Raw genomic sequence first — 16546 nt, 5'->3', positions numbered from 1 at the left:
CCTGACCAGGGGCGAGCCGACCACCAGCCCATCAGGGGGATGACATGACGTTCCTCACCGATCCGGTGGGCTGGTGGATCGAGCCGTTCACCTCCAACCCGTTCATGACCAAGGCGCTGGCCGCGGGGCTGCTCGCGGTGCTGACCACCTCGATGGTGGGCACCTGGGTGGTGCTGCGAAGCCTCAACTTCCTCGGCGACGCCCTGGCGCACGGGGTGCTTCCCGGCATCGCGATTGCATTCATCGTGGGCTTCGACACGGGCCTCGGCGCGCTGGTAGCGGCAATCGTGATGGTGAGTGCCATCTCGTTCATCCCGCGCATATCGCCGCTCTCCGAGGACACCTCCATCGGCGTGCTGTTCGTGGGACTGCTGGCGCTCGCCGTGGTGATCATGTCGTCGGAGGCAGCCGCTGGCACCGGCGACATCGACCGCTTCCTGTTCGGCTCGATCACCGGGGTACAGAACACAGACCTCGTGCGCCAGGCGGTGGTTTCCGTGGTGGCTGTCGGCGGTGCGGTCGTCTTCTATCGGGCGTTCTTCGTGATGACGTTCTGCGAGGTACAAGCGGAGATGGCCCGGCTTCGCCCACGCCTCACGCACGGCGTGCTCATGGTGTTGCTGGCCATCACCATCGTGGGTTCGTTCCAAGTAGTGGGAAGCCTGCTCGTCATGGCCTTCTTGATCGCCCCGCCAGCGACCGCCTCGATGTTCTTGCGGCGTGTGCCGCTCATCATGGTCGCGGCGGTGCTGATCGGAGCGGTGTCGGTCTATGTCGGCCTGCTGCTGAGCTACCACCATCGGCTGGCCGGTGGGGCAACGATGGCGTTGACCGCGGTGGCGATTCTGTTCGCGGCCATGCTGATCAGAGCCCTCGTGTACGCGTTGCGGCCGGCACCGCCGGAGGATGCACTGCCGGTGCAGATGCTCGCTGATAGTCGCTGACTTGCTGAGGGGAAGCCTGCCGCGGGCTATTCCTCGCCGTCGGTGAAGCTCGTGAAGATCGTGGGGTTCTCGAGGTCGGCGAGCTGCTGGTTGCGGTGATTGACCTCGGCCAGCAATTCGGGGTGCGAGAGCACCCAGAAGCGCCGCTCGTACATCGCCTCGATCACCTTGGCGGCCACTTCGGACGGATCCATGCCTCGCTCCAGCGCTGCGGCGATGTTGGCGTTGCGGCGGCGGGCATCGGCGGTCTCCGACGGCGCCTCGCCCTCGGGGCGCGGCCGGCGTACGCGGCGCAGCTCGTCGGGCCGGTTCCGCTGGGCCGTGGCGATGTTGGTGCGCACCACCCCGGGGCACAGCACCGACACACCCACATCGGCGTTGCGATCACGCTGCATCTCGAGGTGCAGCGTCTCCATGATCGCCACCACGCCGTACTTGGCGGCGTTGTAGGGGCCGAGCCCCGGCACCGACATGAGCCCTGCCACCGAGGCGGTGCTCATGATGTGCGACTCCTCCGCCTCGATGAGATGGGGCAGGAAGTGGTGGACGCCGTGGATCACTCCCCACAGGCACACGTCCACCACCCACTTCCAGTCGACGAGCTGCTGGTTGCGGATCAGCCCTCCCCCGCCGACGCCGGCGTTGTTGCACACCATGTGCACGGCGCCAAAACGGTCGATGGTGGCCTGCGCCAGCGCGCCCACCGAGTCGGCGTCGGTCACGTCGGTGATCACGCCGAGCGCCTCGACGCCGTGGCCGGCGACCTCGGCCTCGGCTGCACGCAGCGGCTCTTCCTCGATGTCGGCCAGCACCACGTTGGCGCCCTCGCCGGCAAAGCCCAGTGCCAGGGCCTTGCCGATCCCCGATGCGGCCCCGGTCACCACCGCGACGCGTCCGGTCATGGTTTCCATGTCTGTCCCCCTCTTGCGAGATTGCCTGGGCTGCGCCAGCGCTCAGGCGTTGAGCTGCTCGAAGCGCTCCATGACGTCGAGATACTCGCTGATCATCTCCTCGACCACCCGTGTGGCCGAGATCGACTCGTTGAGCTGCCCGACGACCTGGCCGACGAAGTAGTTGGCCAGCTCGACCGCGCCAGTGTTGGACGGGTTCATCGCCGCCCGGTCGATGCGACGGCTGGCAGCGCCGATCAGCATCGGCTGCAGCGGCATCGGCAGCGTGCCGGGTGAGTTCTCGCCCTCCCACTCGTCGGTCCAGGCCGAGCGGAGCTGGCGGGCCGGCTTGCCGGTGCGGGAGCGTGAGCGCAGCGTGTCCGACGAGCCTGCCGCCAGGAACTTGTCCTTCACGACGGGATGCGTCTCGGCTTCCTGGGTGGTGAGCCAGACCGACCCGCACCACACGCCCTGGGCGCCGAGTGCCAGCGCGGCAGCTACCTGACGCCCGTTGCCGATGCCGCCTGCTGCCAGCACGGGCACGGGCGCAATGGCATCCACCACCTCGGGCACCAGCACCATCGTGGCGATGTCGCCGGTATGGCCGCCGGCCTCATGGCCTTGGGCGATGACGATGTCTACGCCTGCGGCCACATGACGCTCAGCGTGCACCTTCTTGCCGGCCAGCGCACCCACCAGCACATCGTTGTCATGGGCCCGCTCGATCATGTCGGGCGGCGGCGGGCCGAGTGCGTTCACCGCCAGCCGGATCGGGTACGAGAACGCCACGTCCATGAGCGGCACCGCCTGGGCGTAGGTCATGGGCGGCTCGGCGTCGCCGGCGATGGCGCCGGGCTTGTCCTCGGCCGGCAGCGGCGGGACGTCGTAGCGCTCCATCATGTCGTCGAGAAACTCGCGGTGCGCCGGCGGGATCATCGCCTTGAGGTCCTTGACCGACAGCTCGCCCTCAGACTTGCCCTCGTACTTGGCGGGCACGATGATGTCGACGCCGAATGGCCGGCCGCCCACCTCGTCCTGGATCCAGCCCATGTCGATGTCGAGCTGTTCGGGCGTGTGACCGGCTGCGCCGAGCACGCCGAAGCCGCCCGCCTTGGTCACTGCCGCCACCACGTCCCGGCAATGGGTGAATGCGACGATCGGAACGTCGCAGCCCAGCATCTCGCACACAGGTGTCTTCATGCCCCGAAACTATCCGAACCGGCCCCGTCCGGCCTCAGGGCACCCGTGCGATGAACCAGCGCGGGCCGGCGGAGGCCGACGAATCGATTGCCCAAGTCACGCTGCCTTCGGTCAGCCTGTCCGTCCCGTCGGGGCCGCCCGTCGCCGAGCTACCCGACTCCACTGTGGTGTAGGCCCACACCGACGCGATCACGAAATCCTCGCCGACCGCGAGGCGGACATCGGCAGCGACATCGCCGAGGCCGAACGCTTCTTGGACCGTCTGCCACCCCCAGTCGGCGCCGTCGGCCGACCATCCCACCCAGATGTCCGCGAAAGGCGAGTCTGGCGAACCCATCTGCACGCCGAAGACGGCTGCGAGATCTTCCGCCGTGAATGTCACCAAGTCATCGCCAGTGTCGGGATCCTCAAAAGTCAGCTCGAAGACATCGCCTTCCTCAAACTCTCGCACGCCCTCGGGAGGCTCAATGCTCGAGAAGACCTCCGGGCCGAATTCGTACACAGGCTCGTCAGCCGCGACATCCCACAAGGAGAGTCCGCCGTCGGGCTCTCCGTACCGCAACTCGTAGCCGTCCTTGGCTACCCGACCGATCGGCGGGCCGGAACCGGCACCCGCCGGCGGTTCTGGCGGCGACGGAAGTGCCAATATCGCGAGGCCAGCAGGGCCAAGGCTGACCACGCCCGCGCTGTTGAGCCTCCCGAGCCAAGTGGTCGTGAGAGCTGCGCCGTCCGCGTCCCACCTCGTGAGGTGGCTCTCGGCTCCGTCAGAGCTGACAACCCAAACGGTGCCGTCGGGCGCGATTCCCGTCGGCCCGGGCCAGCCCGGCACTAGGGACGGATCGAGCAACTGGGCAGTCCAGTTCTCGCCGTCGGACGATGTGAGCCTGCGGGCCTCGTTCCTGTCGGTCTGCGTGAGCAACACGAAATCGTCGTCGTTCCCGATCACGCCGGCCCCCCACCCGTCAAGCCTCAGGACCTCAGCGAGCTCGGTGCCTGAACCCGAGTGGACGCGGATGGACTCGCCGGAGACGGGGTCCTCCATGATCGCGATCTGCTCCGCTGACAAATCCAGTTCGTCGACCGTGAACGTCAGCGCCGTCTCGCTGGGCCGTTGCGGGCCTTGGCCATGCGAGTCAGCCTCCGACGACTCCTCGCGGAACCAGACATCGACCTGACCGCCGCCGAACGAGACTCCGTGTACCTGCGCAGCTGCGGGAATGAGGCCTCGATCGGCGAGCAGTGATTCGACATCGAAGTCGAGATGAGTGCTGGTGAGCGCAACCACCTGTGCGCCGGAGGTGGCCACTGCATCCACCCACGTTCGGGCGACGGTGTACTCAGGCAGGTCGGGCCGGTCTAGCTGAAGCTTCACTTCGGTCCAGCTGCCGCCCTGATCGTCGGAGATGTAGATCCGACTGCTGAAGTCGATGTCGCTCGGATCGTCGTGCGACCATCCGGCCACCGCCCAGCGAGCGCCGGTCAAGTCGAACGTGTGCGGCGACAACGTGGCCGGCAACTGCACCGCCGACCAGTCGGAACCATCTGAGGTGATCAAGAGCTGCGACGCCCCTGAGCGCATCTCTTCGCGGATCGCGACTCGGCCGTCGCCGATCGAGACCAGCATGCCGGGACCGTCGACGGCGAGGTCGAGTTCGGTCCACTGCAGAATCGGCCCGCCGGACATCTCCTCGGGCGACAACACCCCAGCAACAGCCTCGTTGCTCGCGCTCGATGCAGCATCCGCTCCATCGAATTTTGCGGCGGCCTGTGACGACGCGGTTTCGGCTCCGACCGCTTCGATCCGCTCGACGGCGTCCCGCTCAGTTTCGGTGCCGGCGATTTCCGCGGCACCGCTGTCGCCCTCAGCCGCAACCACACCGCTCTCGGCACCGCCGCACGCGGCAGTTGCCCATAAAGCAGCACTGGCCCCGAGCGCCACCATCAGGCGCTTCGCGGCCGTCGCCGCAACCGCCCTCACTGCCTAGGCGAGCATCAACCGTTCGCCCTTGGGCTCGGGCACCGGATCTCCGAATTCGCGAGCAGTGTCGATCCACAAGCTCATTGCCGTCTCGGCATTGTTCAAGGCATCCATCTTTGTGTCACCGTGCGCAACACAGCCTGGGAGCTCGGGTACTTCGGCGATGAACGCCTCGTCCGAGTTGCTCCAGTAGATGATGACTTCGTACTTGTGCATGCCGTTGCTCACAGCTCGTTCCTGAGAACAGTCTGGCGGACCTGCCGGACTTGGTACGGCTTCGCCTGGGTACCAGACCGCTGAAGGATGATCAACTCGGGTACCCCCTCTTTCCTGAACACATGGTGGCTGCCTCGAGTGCGCTCAGCAAATCCCAGCTGCAGCAGGTACGAGCGCAAGTCGTCAAATCGGATATTCGCATCGGATCGTCCGCTCAAGATCCTCTGACGCATCTTGCGACTCGTAGTCACCGGTGGACTGTAGGCCAAGTGTGGACCGCTCACGAAGCCGAATTCAGCGACGGGTTGCGGTGCTGTGGTGGCAGGATGCGCAGGTGAATTCAACGGGGAGCAACTCGGGCAGCATCAGCGCAGTCGGGCACAGCTATGTCGACGCCGCTACGGGAACGCGGTTGGACGCTTGGTTTCCGGAAGGGGCGACGGAGGACTCGCCGCCGGCCCGGTCGTGCCTGGCTGTCGAGCTCGGTGTCAATGCGGGCGAGACGGTCACGGTCACGATCGACGATCTGGATGCTCCGCCGGCAGACCTGGCCGATGCGTACCTGCGGCTCCACCTGCTGAGCCGCCGGGAGATCCAGCCCCACGACGCCAACCTCGACGGCATGTTCGGCCTGATGACCAACTGCGCGTGGACCAGCGCGGGCCCGGTGCTGCCCGAACGGGTCGACGATCTGCGCACGGCGGCTGCCTCGCTGGGCCACCCCGTGAGCGTGACAGCGGTCGACAAGATCCCGCGCATGGTCGACTACGTGATCCCCCAGGGCGTCCGCATCGGCGATGCCGACCGGGTGCGACTCGGCGCCCACCTGGCAGACGGCACCACGGTCATGCACGAAGGCTTCGTCAACTTCAACGCCGGCACGCTCGGCCCTGCCATGGTCGAAGGGCGCATCTCTGCCGGCGTCGTCATCGGGGCGCATTCCGACCTTGGCGGCAGCGCTTCCACCATGGGGATGCTGTCGGGCGGCGGCAGGGAGCGGGTGTCGATCGGCGAACACTGCCTGCTGGGCGCCAACTCGGGCATCGGCATCGCGCTGGGCGACAACTGCACGGTGGAAGCCGGGCTGTACGTGACTGCCGGCAGCCGGATCACGCTGCCCGACGGCTCGGTGGTGAAAGGCCGCGACATCTCTGGGCACTCAGGGATGCTGCTCATCCGCAACAGCGTCACCGGCGCCATCGAGATGCGAGTCGCCGACCCGAGCCGCTGGGAAGGCATCAACCCCGAACTCCACAAGAACTGACGCCGCTTCGTGCCGCCTGCGCCCCACCGGTCAAGCTAGGTGACACTGGCGAGGACAGTCACTAGGACAAAACTAGGTGCAGATAGTTGATTGTGCCTGATTACACTGCACTGATGCACACCCGATATCAGGCGGAAATGTGGTGAACCGCCGCGACGAAGCTCGCGAATACGCCGGCACACATCCGTGGATCGACTTCGATGCGAGCTTCGCGAACCGCCTCGGGGCACGCTCGTGGATGCAAGTCGGCGAGGCATACGCAAGGTGCGCCGAGCTCTCAGGAACACCCCTCGCCCCGGCAGTTGCTGAAGCGCTCCACCAACATGCACTCATCCGAGGTGCCCAGGCCACGGTGGCCATCGAAGGCAACACGCTGACCGTCGAGCAAGTACAGAGCATTTACGCCGGGGAGTTCACCGCGCCCCAATCCCGCGCCTACCAGGAACGCGAGGTCCGCAACGTCCTCGAGGCGTTCGAACGACTCGACGACATGGTGATGGAAGATGGCGACCTCAGCCTGAGCGCCGAACTGATCTGCGACATGAACCGATGGGTGCTTGACGGGGTCGACCCCGACGCCTCTCTGGAACCAGGTGCCATCAGAACGCATTCGGTCGTCGTCGGCTCCTACGTCGGCCCTCCCGCGCGTGACTGCTGGCACCTGCTCGAGCGGCTGGCTGACTGGCTCGACGGCGACGACTTCCGCTCCACGAGCAGCGAGAGCGCCGAGCACCGCGACGCTTTCGCCCGCACCGTGCTGAGCGCCCTGCTCGCGCACCTCTACATCGCATGGATCCACCCGTTCGCCGATGGCAACGGCCGTACCGCGCGGTTGCTCGAATACCTGATCCTCGCCAGATCGGGCATGGTCCCGCTGGCAGCGGCGAATCTGATGGCTAATCACTTCAACCTCACGCGTGACCGGTACTACGCACGGCTCGCCGCGGCCAGCCGTGAACGCGACGTCCTAGGATTTCTTGAATACGGCATCGAAGGGCTCGTGGACGGACTCGTCGAGCACTCGGCGGCTGTGAGAGCGCAACACTTGGGTCTTGCTTGGCAGAGCTATGTCGCAGAGACAATGGCCCAGTTCCCGACGAGTCCAGCGTCGGAGCGCCAACGCACACTGGTGATGGCATTGGAGCCTGCGGCGAGAGTTCCACGGTCGGATATCGCCGGCTTGACACCGCAACTGGCGCAGATGTACGCGCGCACTGGGTCGCGAACGCTGGCTCGCGACCTCAACCGGCTCGAAGATGCAGGACTCATTGAGATCTCAACCGAAGGCGTCCGCGCTCGGGTTGATCTGATGTCAGCGTTCCTGCTGCCGACGTCAACCTGAGCGACGAACCCAAGCTGAGTCAGGCCGCCTGCGATCGCCTGGTCGGGAACGATCCGAGCTCGGAACGTTGCCAGGAGTCGCCAGTATCGTCGGGTACGGCGCCGGGAACGCAGGGAGGCATCGGCATGGCCTATGTCGAAAACAGGATCATTCACGACGCGGATGCGCACACCATGGAGCCGCCGGAATGGCTGGAGCCGTTCGCTACCGCTGAGGTGGCGCGGTATGCGCTCGACCACTTCTCCATCGGCGACAACGACCAGGTGTTCGCCGACATCGAGAAGGCCCGGGAACGTCAAGCCGACCCGGAGTTCCGCGCCGGCGCTGCGGCCGAGGTGATGCTGCGCAAGAACTACATCGCACCCGGCGCGTGGGATCCCGCCGATCGGTCCCAGGCGCTCGATGACCTGGGGTTCGCCAGCCAGCTCGTGTTCCCCTCGATGCCCAACACGCTCATCGAGGAGATGGAACACACGGCCGCGCCCGCCCTCACCTATGCCGCAGCCACGGCGGCGAACCGGGCACAGATCGCGTTCTGCTCAGGCGATCCCCGCTTGCTGCCGGTGTGCTCGGTGCCGCTGCAGGACATCGAACGCGCCGCGCCGCACGCCCGCCAGGCCATCGAAGACGGCGCAGCGGCACTGCTCATTCCCAACCGCATGCCGAAGGACCACGCCCAGAGCCACGTCGGCTTCGATCCCGTCTGGGCCGCCGCGCAGGAAGCGGGCATCCCGGTGGTGATGCATGTGGCCACGCCCGACCTGGTGATGCCGCCGCAGCACCGCAACAACGGCCTGCCACCCGAGCCCGACTTCCACGGCGGCGGCGAGAACTTCCGCTCCGTGTCGTACATGGCGATCTCGGCTGCACCGCTGCAGGCGCTGTCGATGCTGATCTTCGACGGCGTGCTCGAGCGCTTTCCGGAGCTGAAGATCGGCGTGATCGAGCTGGGCGCTGTGTGGGTGCCGGGCTTCATGCGCCAGCTCGAAGCTGCGTTCGACGCGTTCGAGCGGCACGAGCAGCGGCTCGGCGAGCTCAGCCTGCGCCCCTCGGAATACGTGCACCGCCAGGTGCGGGTCACGCCCTACCCCACCGAGCCGACCGGCTGGATCATCGAGAACACAGCCCCTGAGATCTGCATGTTCAGCTCCGACTATCCACACGTCGAGGGCGGTCGGAATCCGCTGCGGCGCTTCGACCGCGAGGTCGAGCACCTGCCCGCCGACGTGCAGGAGCGGTTCTTCCGGCTGAACTTCGAAGACCTGATGGGCACGGCAGTGGCTGACGTGCCGGTCGTGGCGGCTGCATAGGCCCCAGGGCACACCACGCGCCGATCGACTTGCCCGCGCGACCACGACCCGAGAGGTAACGCCAGATGGGAATCCGGCTCGACAAGCCATGGCAGCGCCTCGACGACGCGGCGGTCGATGCACTGCCGGGCCAGCTCGGCGTGTACCAAGTCGCCGACGCAGAGGGCACGGTGCTGTCGGTGGGTTATGCGGGTGCGCGCGAACTCTTCGGCATGCAATCCGCACTGCGACGTGAAATGGAACTGCACGCCAACGCCACGCAGTTCCGCTGCGAGTTCACCTCCAACTACCGCAGCCGCTGGGACGAGCTGCTGATGCTGCATCTCGCCGACCACGGTGAGCTTCCCCAGCCGCAGCGCGACCAGGCACAGCGCGTCGGCCGGCTATCGCCTGCCTGATCGCAGAGAGGCCGTGCCCCGGGCCGAAGCGGCCTGCGAGCGAGAGCGTCGAGCACAGGGCGAAGCCGTGGCCCGAACGGCCGAACTTTGGCGGGTCAGATAATGCGCTCGGCTGCCAAGGCCGCCAGGTCGTCGGCTTCGAGCCCGCAGAATTCGCGGTAGATCGTCTCGTTGTCGGCGCCGACGGGCCGGTACGGCTCGAGCTCGCGCATGTCCGAGCCGTGCCAGCGCAACGGGCTGTGCGCCAGCGGGATCTCGCCCAGGCCGTCCAGCTCGGTCCATTGCAGGAACCCGCGCTCGATCATGTGATCGTCGTGCACGACGTCGGTGACCTCGCGGACTTCCGCCACCGGCACGCCCGCCGCGCCGAATGCAGCGGCAGCCTCGGCCCGGGTGTGCACTGACGTCCAGGCCGTCACCAGCTCGTCCACCTCGTCCATGTGCTCGCAGCGACCGGCGTTGCTGCGCAGGCGCTCGTCGCCCAGCAGGTCGGCCCGGCCGATCACCTCCAGCACCGACCGCCAGTGCGAGTTCATCGCAGCGATCAGCGCGATGTGCCCGTCGCTGCACGGATACACGTTCGACGGCGAGACGCTCATGGCGGCGTTGCGGTTGCCCATGCGCCCAGTGACGCCGTGCATCTGCCACGCCTGCAATGAGGTGGTAAGCGTGTAGTACGCAGCCTCGGCCATCGACGTCGACACCAGGCGACCGCGACCGGTGCGCTGCGCTTCGAATAGCGCAGTCACGACAGCGCCGTACAGGTGGGTGCCGCCGAGGAAGTCGATGAACGTCGCGCCGGACTTCACCGGCGGTCGGTCAGCGAAGCCGTTGATGCTCATCACGCCCATGTGCGCCTGCACGGTGACGTCCATGGCAGTCCGCTGGGCGTCCGGGCCGTCGAGGCCGTAGCCGCTGGCCTGGGCGAACACCAGCTTGGGATTCGTCTGCCAGAGCGTCTCGGCGTCGATCCCGAGCCGCTCGGGAACGCCGGGTGCGAAGTTGCACAGCACCGCATCGGCGCCGCCGGCGAGCTGGATGAACAGCTCGCGGCCACGGGGCGACTTGAGATCCAACGACACGATCTCTTTCGACGAATTGAGCATGGCGAAGGGCAGCTGGTGACTGTGGCCTCGCAGGGCCTCGCCCCGGGGATGCTCCACCTTGATGACCCTGGCACCCGAATAGGCCAGCAGCAGGCCGGCGTATGGCCCCTGGTAGATCTGGCCGAGGTCCAGCACGACCACGCCGTCGAGCGGCAGCGGTCGGGCCGACTCGCCGGCCCCGGTCTCCGATTCGCTCACTTGAAGCTGCCGCCGAGAATGTCGCGGGCCATGATCAGCCGCTGCACCTCGCTGGGGCCCTCGCCGATCCTGCGGATCCGCAGCTCCCGGTACCAGCGCTCCAGCGGCAGGTCCTTGGTGACGCCGATGCCGCCGTGGATCTGGATGCAGCGGTCGACCACTCGCCCGGCGGCCTCAGAAGCGACCAGCTTGGCCATCGCGGCCTCGGTGCGGAAACGCTCGCCGCGGTCGGCTTTCTGGGCGGCCTCCAGCACGCACCAGCGGCCGTGGCGGATGTCGATCTCGTTGTCCACGATCATCCACTGCACCGCCTGCTTCTCGGCCAGCACCGATCCGAAGGTCTCGCGGCTGCGGGCCCAGTCGATCGCCATCTCCTGCGCCATGATCGCCGGCCCCAGGCAGCCCGCTGCATACGGGATGCGCTGGCGGCTCAGGCGGTCGTTGGCGATGCCGAATCCGCCGTTCACCTCGCCGAGCACATGGCTCTCGGGCACCCGCATGTCGGTGAACTCCAGCTCGGTGGCATAGCGAGTGGCCCGCAGCGTGTGCACTACCCGGCGCACGTTGAACCCGGGAGTGTCGGTGTCGACGATGAACGCCGTGACGCCGTTGCGCCCCGGATCGTCTGACGTGCGAGCGAACAGCAGCGCGTAGTCGGCCTTGTCGGCACCGGAGATGAACAGCTTCGAGCCGTTCAGTACCCACTCGTCGCCGTCCTTGTAGCCGCGGGTGCGGATGGCCCGGCCGGGGTCGGAGCCGCCCGACGGCTCGGTCAGGGCGAAGCAGCCCATCTTCTCCCCGCGCAGCGTCGGGTAGAGCCAGCGCTCCTTCTGCTCGTCGGTGGCCTCGTAGAGCTGCGCCAGCCCGGCCCCGCCGAACACCCCGTAGCAAGGGTTGTAGAGGCCGGCACGGTGCTTGGACATCTCGATGGCCATGAGCGCGCGGGTGGTGGTGTCGAGACCCGGCCCGCCGTACTCGGCGGGAATATCGAGCCCGTAGAAGCCCATGTCGCGGGTCATCTGTGTGAGCCGGGCCGCGTCGTCGGGCTCGAGCTCGCCGGCGTCGGGGTCGAGGTCGGCCTCGAGGGGGATGATCTCGCTCTCGACGAAACGCTGAACGGTCTCGACGATCAGCGCCTGCTCGTCGCTCATGGAGAAGTCCACGTTGTGCCCCCTTGGGTCGGCGCCGTGTCGGCGCCCGATGCTAGGAGGGTGGCGGCGCAGGGGCCGTGTCAGCCGGCCGTCCAGGCGAGCTGGGCGAACGCCGGCGCCACCACAAGCTGCTCGCCGACCGAGACCGACAGGTCGACGCTGAAGCCTGCATCGTCGGAGGTGGCGATCGTGCCGGAGCAGACCACCGTCTCGCCGGCGTGCACCGGCGCACGATTGCGGTACACGAGCCGGACCAGCCGAGCGCCGGGGCCGGCGGATCGCAGCACGCACTCAGCCAGCAGCGCGCCCAGCATCTGGCCGTCGACCAGCGGTGCAGGAGCGCCCAGCCGGCGGGCGTGCGCCTCGTCGTAGTGCAGGCGATGCCAGTCCCAGGTGGCAGCGCCGTAGGCGACCATGTCCGCCAGAGCGATGCGCCGATGCAGCGGCCGCAGCGACCGGCCGGGGCTCAGACGCTCCCGAGGCAGTGGTTCGTGAACAACTGAGGTACCGAGAGCATCAGCGACACCGACGGTGTCGGGGGCGCTCGCCGCGGATTCGGCGGCCTCGTCCCCGGTGTCGTCGGCCGCAGGGCCGATCGGCCGGAAGATCATGGTCTCGGTGTTCGTGGCGAGCAGGTCGTCACCTGCGGCATAGCGGGCCTCTGCGGTCACCAGCAGCAGCGATCCTCCGGCACGGTCGAGCCGCTCGGTCGCATCGGTCAGCGTCCACGTCGTGGTGATGACGTCGTCGAACCGGGCAGGCCGCTCGAACCGGTAGTCGTTGCCCCCGCGGAACATCGCACAGCGAACAGGCAGCGGCAGCTCCCAGGTGTGCCCGAGATACGAATTCCCGTCAGGAACGGCACGACCGGTCAGCTGCGCGGTCTCGCAGATGAGCGTCGGCGGCGCCTCGTCGGTCCACCGCCCGGGATCGGCACCGATGGCCAACGCGAAGTAGCGAATCGACGCCCGGCTGAGTGGCTCGGGCGCCACGTAGGAGTACGTCGAACCCAGCGCAGCGCGCACGTCGGGAGTCAGCAACTGCGTCATAGGAAACGCCCCGATCCCGGCTCAGGGCATCAAGGCGACGGCTTCTACCTCGATCAGCCACCGACGGCTCAGCAGCCCCGACACCACCACACCGGTCGAGGCGGGGAACGGCCGGCCCATCACGCGCTGGCGCACCTCGCCGACAGCGCGGTAGTCGCCGACGCCGTCAGGCGTCACGTACTCGACGGTCTTGACGAGGTTGTCGATGGAGGTGCCGGCCATCTCGCAGATGGCCGCGATCTCGCCGTAGACGAACTCGGCCTGCCGGCCGATATCGCCCTCGGCAACGGTCTCGCCGGTGCCGAGATTGAACGCCGTCGTGCCGGAGATGAACAGCAGCCCACCGGCCTCCACGGCGGGGCTGAAGGTGAGCGACGAGTAGGCGTCAGCCAAGTAGGGCACCACCGTCTTGGGATGTGCCGACGCCCACACGTCGAGCGCCACGAGCGCCCCGGGATGGGGAAGCTCAGGCATCAGCAACCCCGTTGACGACGGGAACTGCGGTGCGAGCAGCCGCCGGCGTGCCTCCGCGGTCTCGTTGTACTGGCGGCGGGTGGCCGCGGTCGTCTGCTGCACGATCCGTACGACGTTGCTCAGGTCCATGCCGTGGGGCTCGAGCCGGCGGCCGGCCTCTTCGAGAGCCCACTCGCACTGGCCGACGAAATCGCCCCCCAGCACCGCATTGCCGTCGTCGTCGACAGGCAGCACCTGGGGCACGTGCACCAAGCCGTCGAGGGGCCCGGCCACGACCTCTACCTCCACCAGTGCCTCGGGCCGCACGAGCGATTCGACAATGAACGTCGAGGGGCGCACGCCCCCCACCGCCGAGCCCAGGCTGTGCGGCTGCTGCGCCGTGATCGCGTCTCGCTCGGGTGCACCGGCCACGGTGATGTACTCGGTGACTTCGGAGCATTCGCTGATGTCGCGCCCGGCCGCGTCCAGCACCGCCTCCACCTTCGCCCAGCACACGCTGGCCTGCTCGGCGCCATCCCCGCGCACGGTGACCCGACCCGACTCGGCGTCATAGGCGCCCGCGGTCTGCCCCGCCAGCCAGGCGGCGCCGCCCGCCTCGATTCCCTGAGAGAACGAATACCGGCTGGTGTCCAGCCACGGGAAGGGCTCTGGCGTGATCTCCTGGGGGGCCATGGTGCGTGCTCCTCGTGCACCTACTGCGGCGCTGCTGCCGCTCACACCTTGTCTAGTGCGCGCAAGCGTTCGACGCTAGGACGTTCGCGCATGCTTCGGCCGAGCTCTCCGGCACCCGTATTCCCGCTGGCCGGCAGCCTTCGCGGCTGCGTCGGCGGCTAGTTGCCGGTGAAGTTCGGCGCGCGGCGCTCCACGAAGGCGGCGATGCCTTCACGGCCGTCGTGGGTCTGCATGGCGTCGGTGATCGTCTTGCCCTCGAACTCGCCAGCCTGCTCGAGCGGCGAGTCGATGCCGTTGTAGATCACCCGCTTGGCGTGGCCCAGCGCCCACGCCGGTCCGTCAGCGAGCGCCTGGGCCAGCTCGGCTGTGGCCGAGTCGACCTCGTCGTCGGGCACCACCCGGTTGACCAGGCCCCACTGCTCGGCCTCCTCCGCAGACAGCACCCGGTTGGTGAGGGTCAGATCCAGCATCCGGCGCAGCCCGATGTGGCGCGCCAAGAAGTACGACGACGTGCCGTCGGGCGTCACGCCGGCCCGGGTGTAGGCCATGGTGAACTTCGCCGACTCGCCTGCGACGACCAGGTCGAACGAGGCGGCCAGCGACATGCCGGCCCCGCCGACACTGCCGCCCACGCCCGCAACGAACGGCTTCGGCGTGCGGTTCATCTTGTTGATCGCTGCGTGCAGGTCGATCACCATGTCCGATGCGAGCTGGGGCAGCCCGTCGCCTGCGGCGTGGAACTCCTTCAGGTCGCCGCCGGCGCAGAACACCCGGCCTTCGGCGGTGATCGACGCGGAGTTGACCGCATCATCGAACTCGATCTCCAACATGACGGCCCGCAGCTCGCGTGAGAACAGCGGGTTCACCGCATTGGCGCCCTCAGGGCGGTTGAACCGCACATGCGCCACGCCATCGCGCACTTCGTAGTTGATCGTCTCGAGGTCCATGTCTGCTCCTTGCATGATGCGTGAACAATGTGCGCACAGGTGAGCCCGATGCGGGCTCACCGGGAGGTTACGCGCCGAGGCAGCCCAGCGAATGAGCCGGCTAGCTGCGAGCCGCGGGCGACAGGTCGCGGGCCGCCTGGACGGGGTCGATGCCACCGAAGGGCATGATCGAGATGGCCGACACATCGACGCCGTTGGCGTGGTAGCGGTCGATGTGTTCCCGGCACGCTTCCGGCGAGCCGTGCACCAGCAGTTCGTCGACGAGATCGTCATCGATGACCTCGAGCGCGCCGCGGCGGTCGCCTTCAGACCAGCGCTCCCACATGGCGGCGAGCAGCTCGCCGCGTCCGAGCCAGCGATGGAATTCGGCATACACCGGCACGTTGAGGTAGGCAGCCATGGCCCGCTTGAAGCCGGCTCGGACGGTGTCGGCGTCAGGGTTGGGGCACACGAAGATGCGAGCCACCACTTCCTTGCCCTCGCCGCCTTCGTCGACGTAGGGGCGAACGGTGGCCACGTCGTCGGCCGAGAGCCAGTTGATGATGGCGCCGTCACTCTCGCTGCCCGCCAGCCGCAGCATCCCGGGCCGCAGCGCAGCCAGCAGGATCGGCGGCTGGATCTCGGGCGGTCGGCCCAGGCGGAAGCCCTGCACCTCGAACGTGTCGTAGCTCTCGCTGATCCGGTCGCCGGTCAAGGCCTCGCGCAGGAACCGGGCGGTGTCGCGTGTGCGCTTGAACGGCTCGTCGAAGGGAATGCCGTTCCAGCGCTCGACGATGACATTGGAGGAAGCCCCGATGCCCATCGCGAACCGGCCCGGCGCGGCTTCGCAGATGGCGGCTGTCTGCTGGGCCAGCAGCGCTGGGCCACGGGTAAAGGCCGGGATGATGGCGATGCCGAGGCGAACGTCGGGCACCCACTGGCTGGCCAGCACCAGCGGGGTGAAGCCGTCGGTGCCGTCGGCCTCTGAGCTCCAGAACTCGGTGTAGCCGAGGTCGGCGAACTCCCGGTAGAGGTCGGCTTGGGCGTGCAGCGGATCGCCGAAGGGAACGGTGATGCCGTAGCGCCAGTCGGTTCGGTTGTCGGTCACGGCGCGCAGGCTAGTGAGACCAGCCCGGCCGGATCGGGTGACCGTCTTGCGAGCCGCTCGCAGCGGGGGCCGGCATTCGTGTCACACCCCCTGTTCACACTGGAGACATGGCAGATCAGCTTGAACTCGGACCCCAGCTCCGGTTGGTGTCGACCAGCCGGAAGCCGCACCGGCTGAGCCGGGCTACCCGCCAGGTCGGCTTGGCGGGTGTGGCACGGGCACGTGAAGTACTGGCTTCGACAGTACGCCCGCCCGATATCGACCTCGACGCGGCGTGAACCCTGCTCGAAGCCCTGCGGCGGCAATTCGCCGGGCGGGTC

At 67.7% G+C, this 16546-nt stretch carries 16 protein-coding genes; 6 read left to right on the top strand and 10 right to left on the bottom strand.

The features are described 5' to 3' along the window. The first annotated feature begins 44 nt into the window (after window positions 1–44). A complete protein-coding gene (locus ACOGW9_RS09950; RefSeq protein ID WP_419910788.1) occupies window positions 45–944 on the top strand; it encodes a metal ABC transporter permease in 900 nt (299 codons plus the stop codon). A 26-nt stretch (window positions 945–970) separates the two neighbouring features. On the opposite strand, the gene ACOGW9_RS09945 is transcribed toward ACOGW9_RS09950, so the two are convergent. From ACOGW9_RS09945 to ACOGW9_RS09930, 4 genes are read right to left on the bottom strand one after another with little or no spacing between them, the layout of a single operon-like run. Then, the gene (locus tag ACOGW9_RS09945; RefSeq protein WP_419910786.1) at window positions 971–1855 is read right to left on the bottom strand and encodes an SDR family NAD(P)-dependent oxidoreductase; all 885 of its coding nucleotides are present in this window, start codon (window positions 1853–1855) and stop codon (window positions 971–973) included. Window positions 1856–1897: 42 nt separating this feature from the next. Next, the gene (locus tag ACOGW9_RS09940) at window positions 1898–3034 is read right to left on the bottom strand and encodes a nitronate monooxygenase (protein WP_419910784.1); all 1137 of its coding nucleotides are present in this window, start codon (window positions 3032–3034) and stop codon (window positions 1898–1900) included. 34 nt (window positions 3035–3068) lie between these two features. Continuing rightward, window positions 3069–5012, bottom strand: coding sequence for a hypothetical protein (locus ACOGW9_RS09935; protein WP_419910782.1), 1944 nt, complete (start codon window positions 5010–5012; stop codon window positions 3069–3071). Between the two features lie 3 nt (window positions 5013–5015). Then, window positions 5016–5228: a type II toxin-antitoxin system HicB family antitoxin gene (locus ACOGW9_RS09930; protein ID WP_419911288.1), complete on the bottom strand. Its 213-nt coding sequence runs from the start codon at window positions 5226–5228 to the stop codon at window positions 5016–5018. A gap of 334 nt (window positions 5229–5562) precedes the next feature. Here ACOGW9_RS09930 and ACOGW9_RS09925 point away from each other — a divergent pair, with 334 nt between their 5' ends. The 4 genes from ACOGW9_RS09925 to ACOGW9_RS09910 all read left to right on the top strand — a co-directional run bounded on the left by ACOGW9_RS09925 (window position 5563) and on the right by ACOGW9_RS09910 (window position 9542). Further along, window positions 5563–6492, top strand: coding sequence for a DapH/DapD/GlmU-related protein (locus ACOGW9_RS09925; protein WP_419910780.1), 930 nt, complete (start codon window positions 5563–5565; stop codon window positions 6490–6492). A 142-nt stretch (window positions 6493–6634) separates the two neighbouring features. Beyond that, a complete protein-coding gene (locus tag ACOGW9_RS09920; RefSeq protein WP_419910779.1) occupies window positions 6635–7834 on the top strand; it encodes a Fic family protein in 1200 nt (399 codons plus the stop codon). A gap of 125 nt (window positions 7835–7959) precedes the next feature. Further along, window positions 7960–9144, top strand: a complete 1185-nt coding sequence (locus ACOGW9_RS09915; RefSeq protein WP_419910777.1) for an amidohydrolase family protein — start codon at window positions 7960–7962, stop codon at window positions 9142–9144. A gap of 65 nt (window positions 9145–9209) precedes the next feature. Beyond that, window positions 9210–9542 carry a DUF7508 domain-containing protein gene (locus ACOGW9_RS09910; protein ID WP_419910775.1) on the top strand — a complete coding sequence of 111 codons (333 nt, stop codon included), beginning with the start codon at window positions 9210–9212 and terminating at the stop codon, window positions 9540–9542. Window positions 9543–9637: 95 nt separating this feature from the next. Here the strand turns inward: ACOGW9_RS09910 and ACOGW9_RS09905 are convergent, their stop codons facing one another. The 6 genes from ACOGW9_RS09905 to ACOGW9_RS09880 form a co-directional block, all read right to left on the bottom strand. Then, on the bottom strand, window positions 9638–10846 hold the full coding sequence (locus ACOGW9_RS09905) for a CaiB/BaiF CoA transferase family protein (protein ID WP_419910773.1): 1209 nt from the start codon (window positions 10844–10846) through the stop codon (window positions 9638–9640). After that, window positions 10843–12009: an acyl-CoA dehydrogenase family protein gene (locus tag ACOGW9_RS09900; protein WP_419910771.1), complete on the bottom strand. Its 1167-nt coding sequence runs from the start codon at window positions 12007–12009 to the stop codon at window positions 10843–10845. Before ACOGW9_RS09900 ends, ACOGW9_RS09905 begins: the two co-directional genes overlap by 4 nt. A gap of 68 nt (window positions 12010–12077) precedes the next feature. Further along, window positions 12078–13046 (bottom strand): hypothetical protein, encoded by a 969-nt coding sequence (locus ACOGW9_RS09895; protein WP_419910769.1) that lies wholly within the window; start codon window positions 13044–13046, stop codon window positions 12078–12080. Between the two features lie 21 nt (window positions 13047–13067). Beyond that, window positions 13068–14192 carry a RidA family protein gene (locus tag ACOGW9_RS09890; RefSeq protein ID WP_419910767.1) on the bottom strand — a complete coding sequence of 375 codons (1125 nt, stop codon included), beginning with the start codon at window positions 14190–14192 and terminating at the stop codon, window positions 13068–13070. Window positions 14193–14350: 158 nt separating this feature from the next. Then, window positions 14351–15139 carry an enoyl-CoA hydratase/isomerase family protein gene (locus tag ACOGW9_RS09885; protein ID WP_419910765.1) on the bottom strand — a complete coding sequence of 263 codons (789 nt, stop codon included), beginning with the start codon at window positions 15137–15139 and terminating at the stop codon, window positions 14351–14353. 100 nt (window positions 15140–15239) lie between these two features. Beyond that, window positions 15240–16226 (bottom strand): LLM class F420-dependent oxidoreductase, encoded by a 987-nt coding sequence (locus tag ACOGW9_RS09880; RefSeq protein WP_419910763.1) that lies wholly within the window; start codon window positions 16224–16226, stop codon window positions 15240–15242. Between the two features lie 107 nt (window positions 16227–16333). Between ACOGW9_RS09880 and ACOGW9_RS09875 the strand changes: the two genes are divergently transcribed. After that, window positions 16334–16504 carry a hypothetical protein gene (locus tag ACOGW9_RS09875; RefSeq protein WP_419910761.1) on the top strand — a complete coding sequence of 57 codons (171 nt, stop codon included), beginning with the start codon at window positions 16334–16336 and terminating at the stop codon, window positions 16502–16504. The last annotated feature ends 42 nt before the right edge of the window (window positions 16505–16546 follow it).

Origin of the sequence: Candidatus Poriferisodalis sp. (assembly GCF_965203655.1) — a bacterium.
GTDB lineage: Bacteria > Actinomycetota > Acidimicrobiia > Acidimicrobiales > Poriferisodalaceae > Poriferisodalis.
This window is presented reverse-complemented; position numbering and strand designations above follow the sequence as displayed.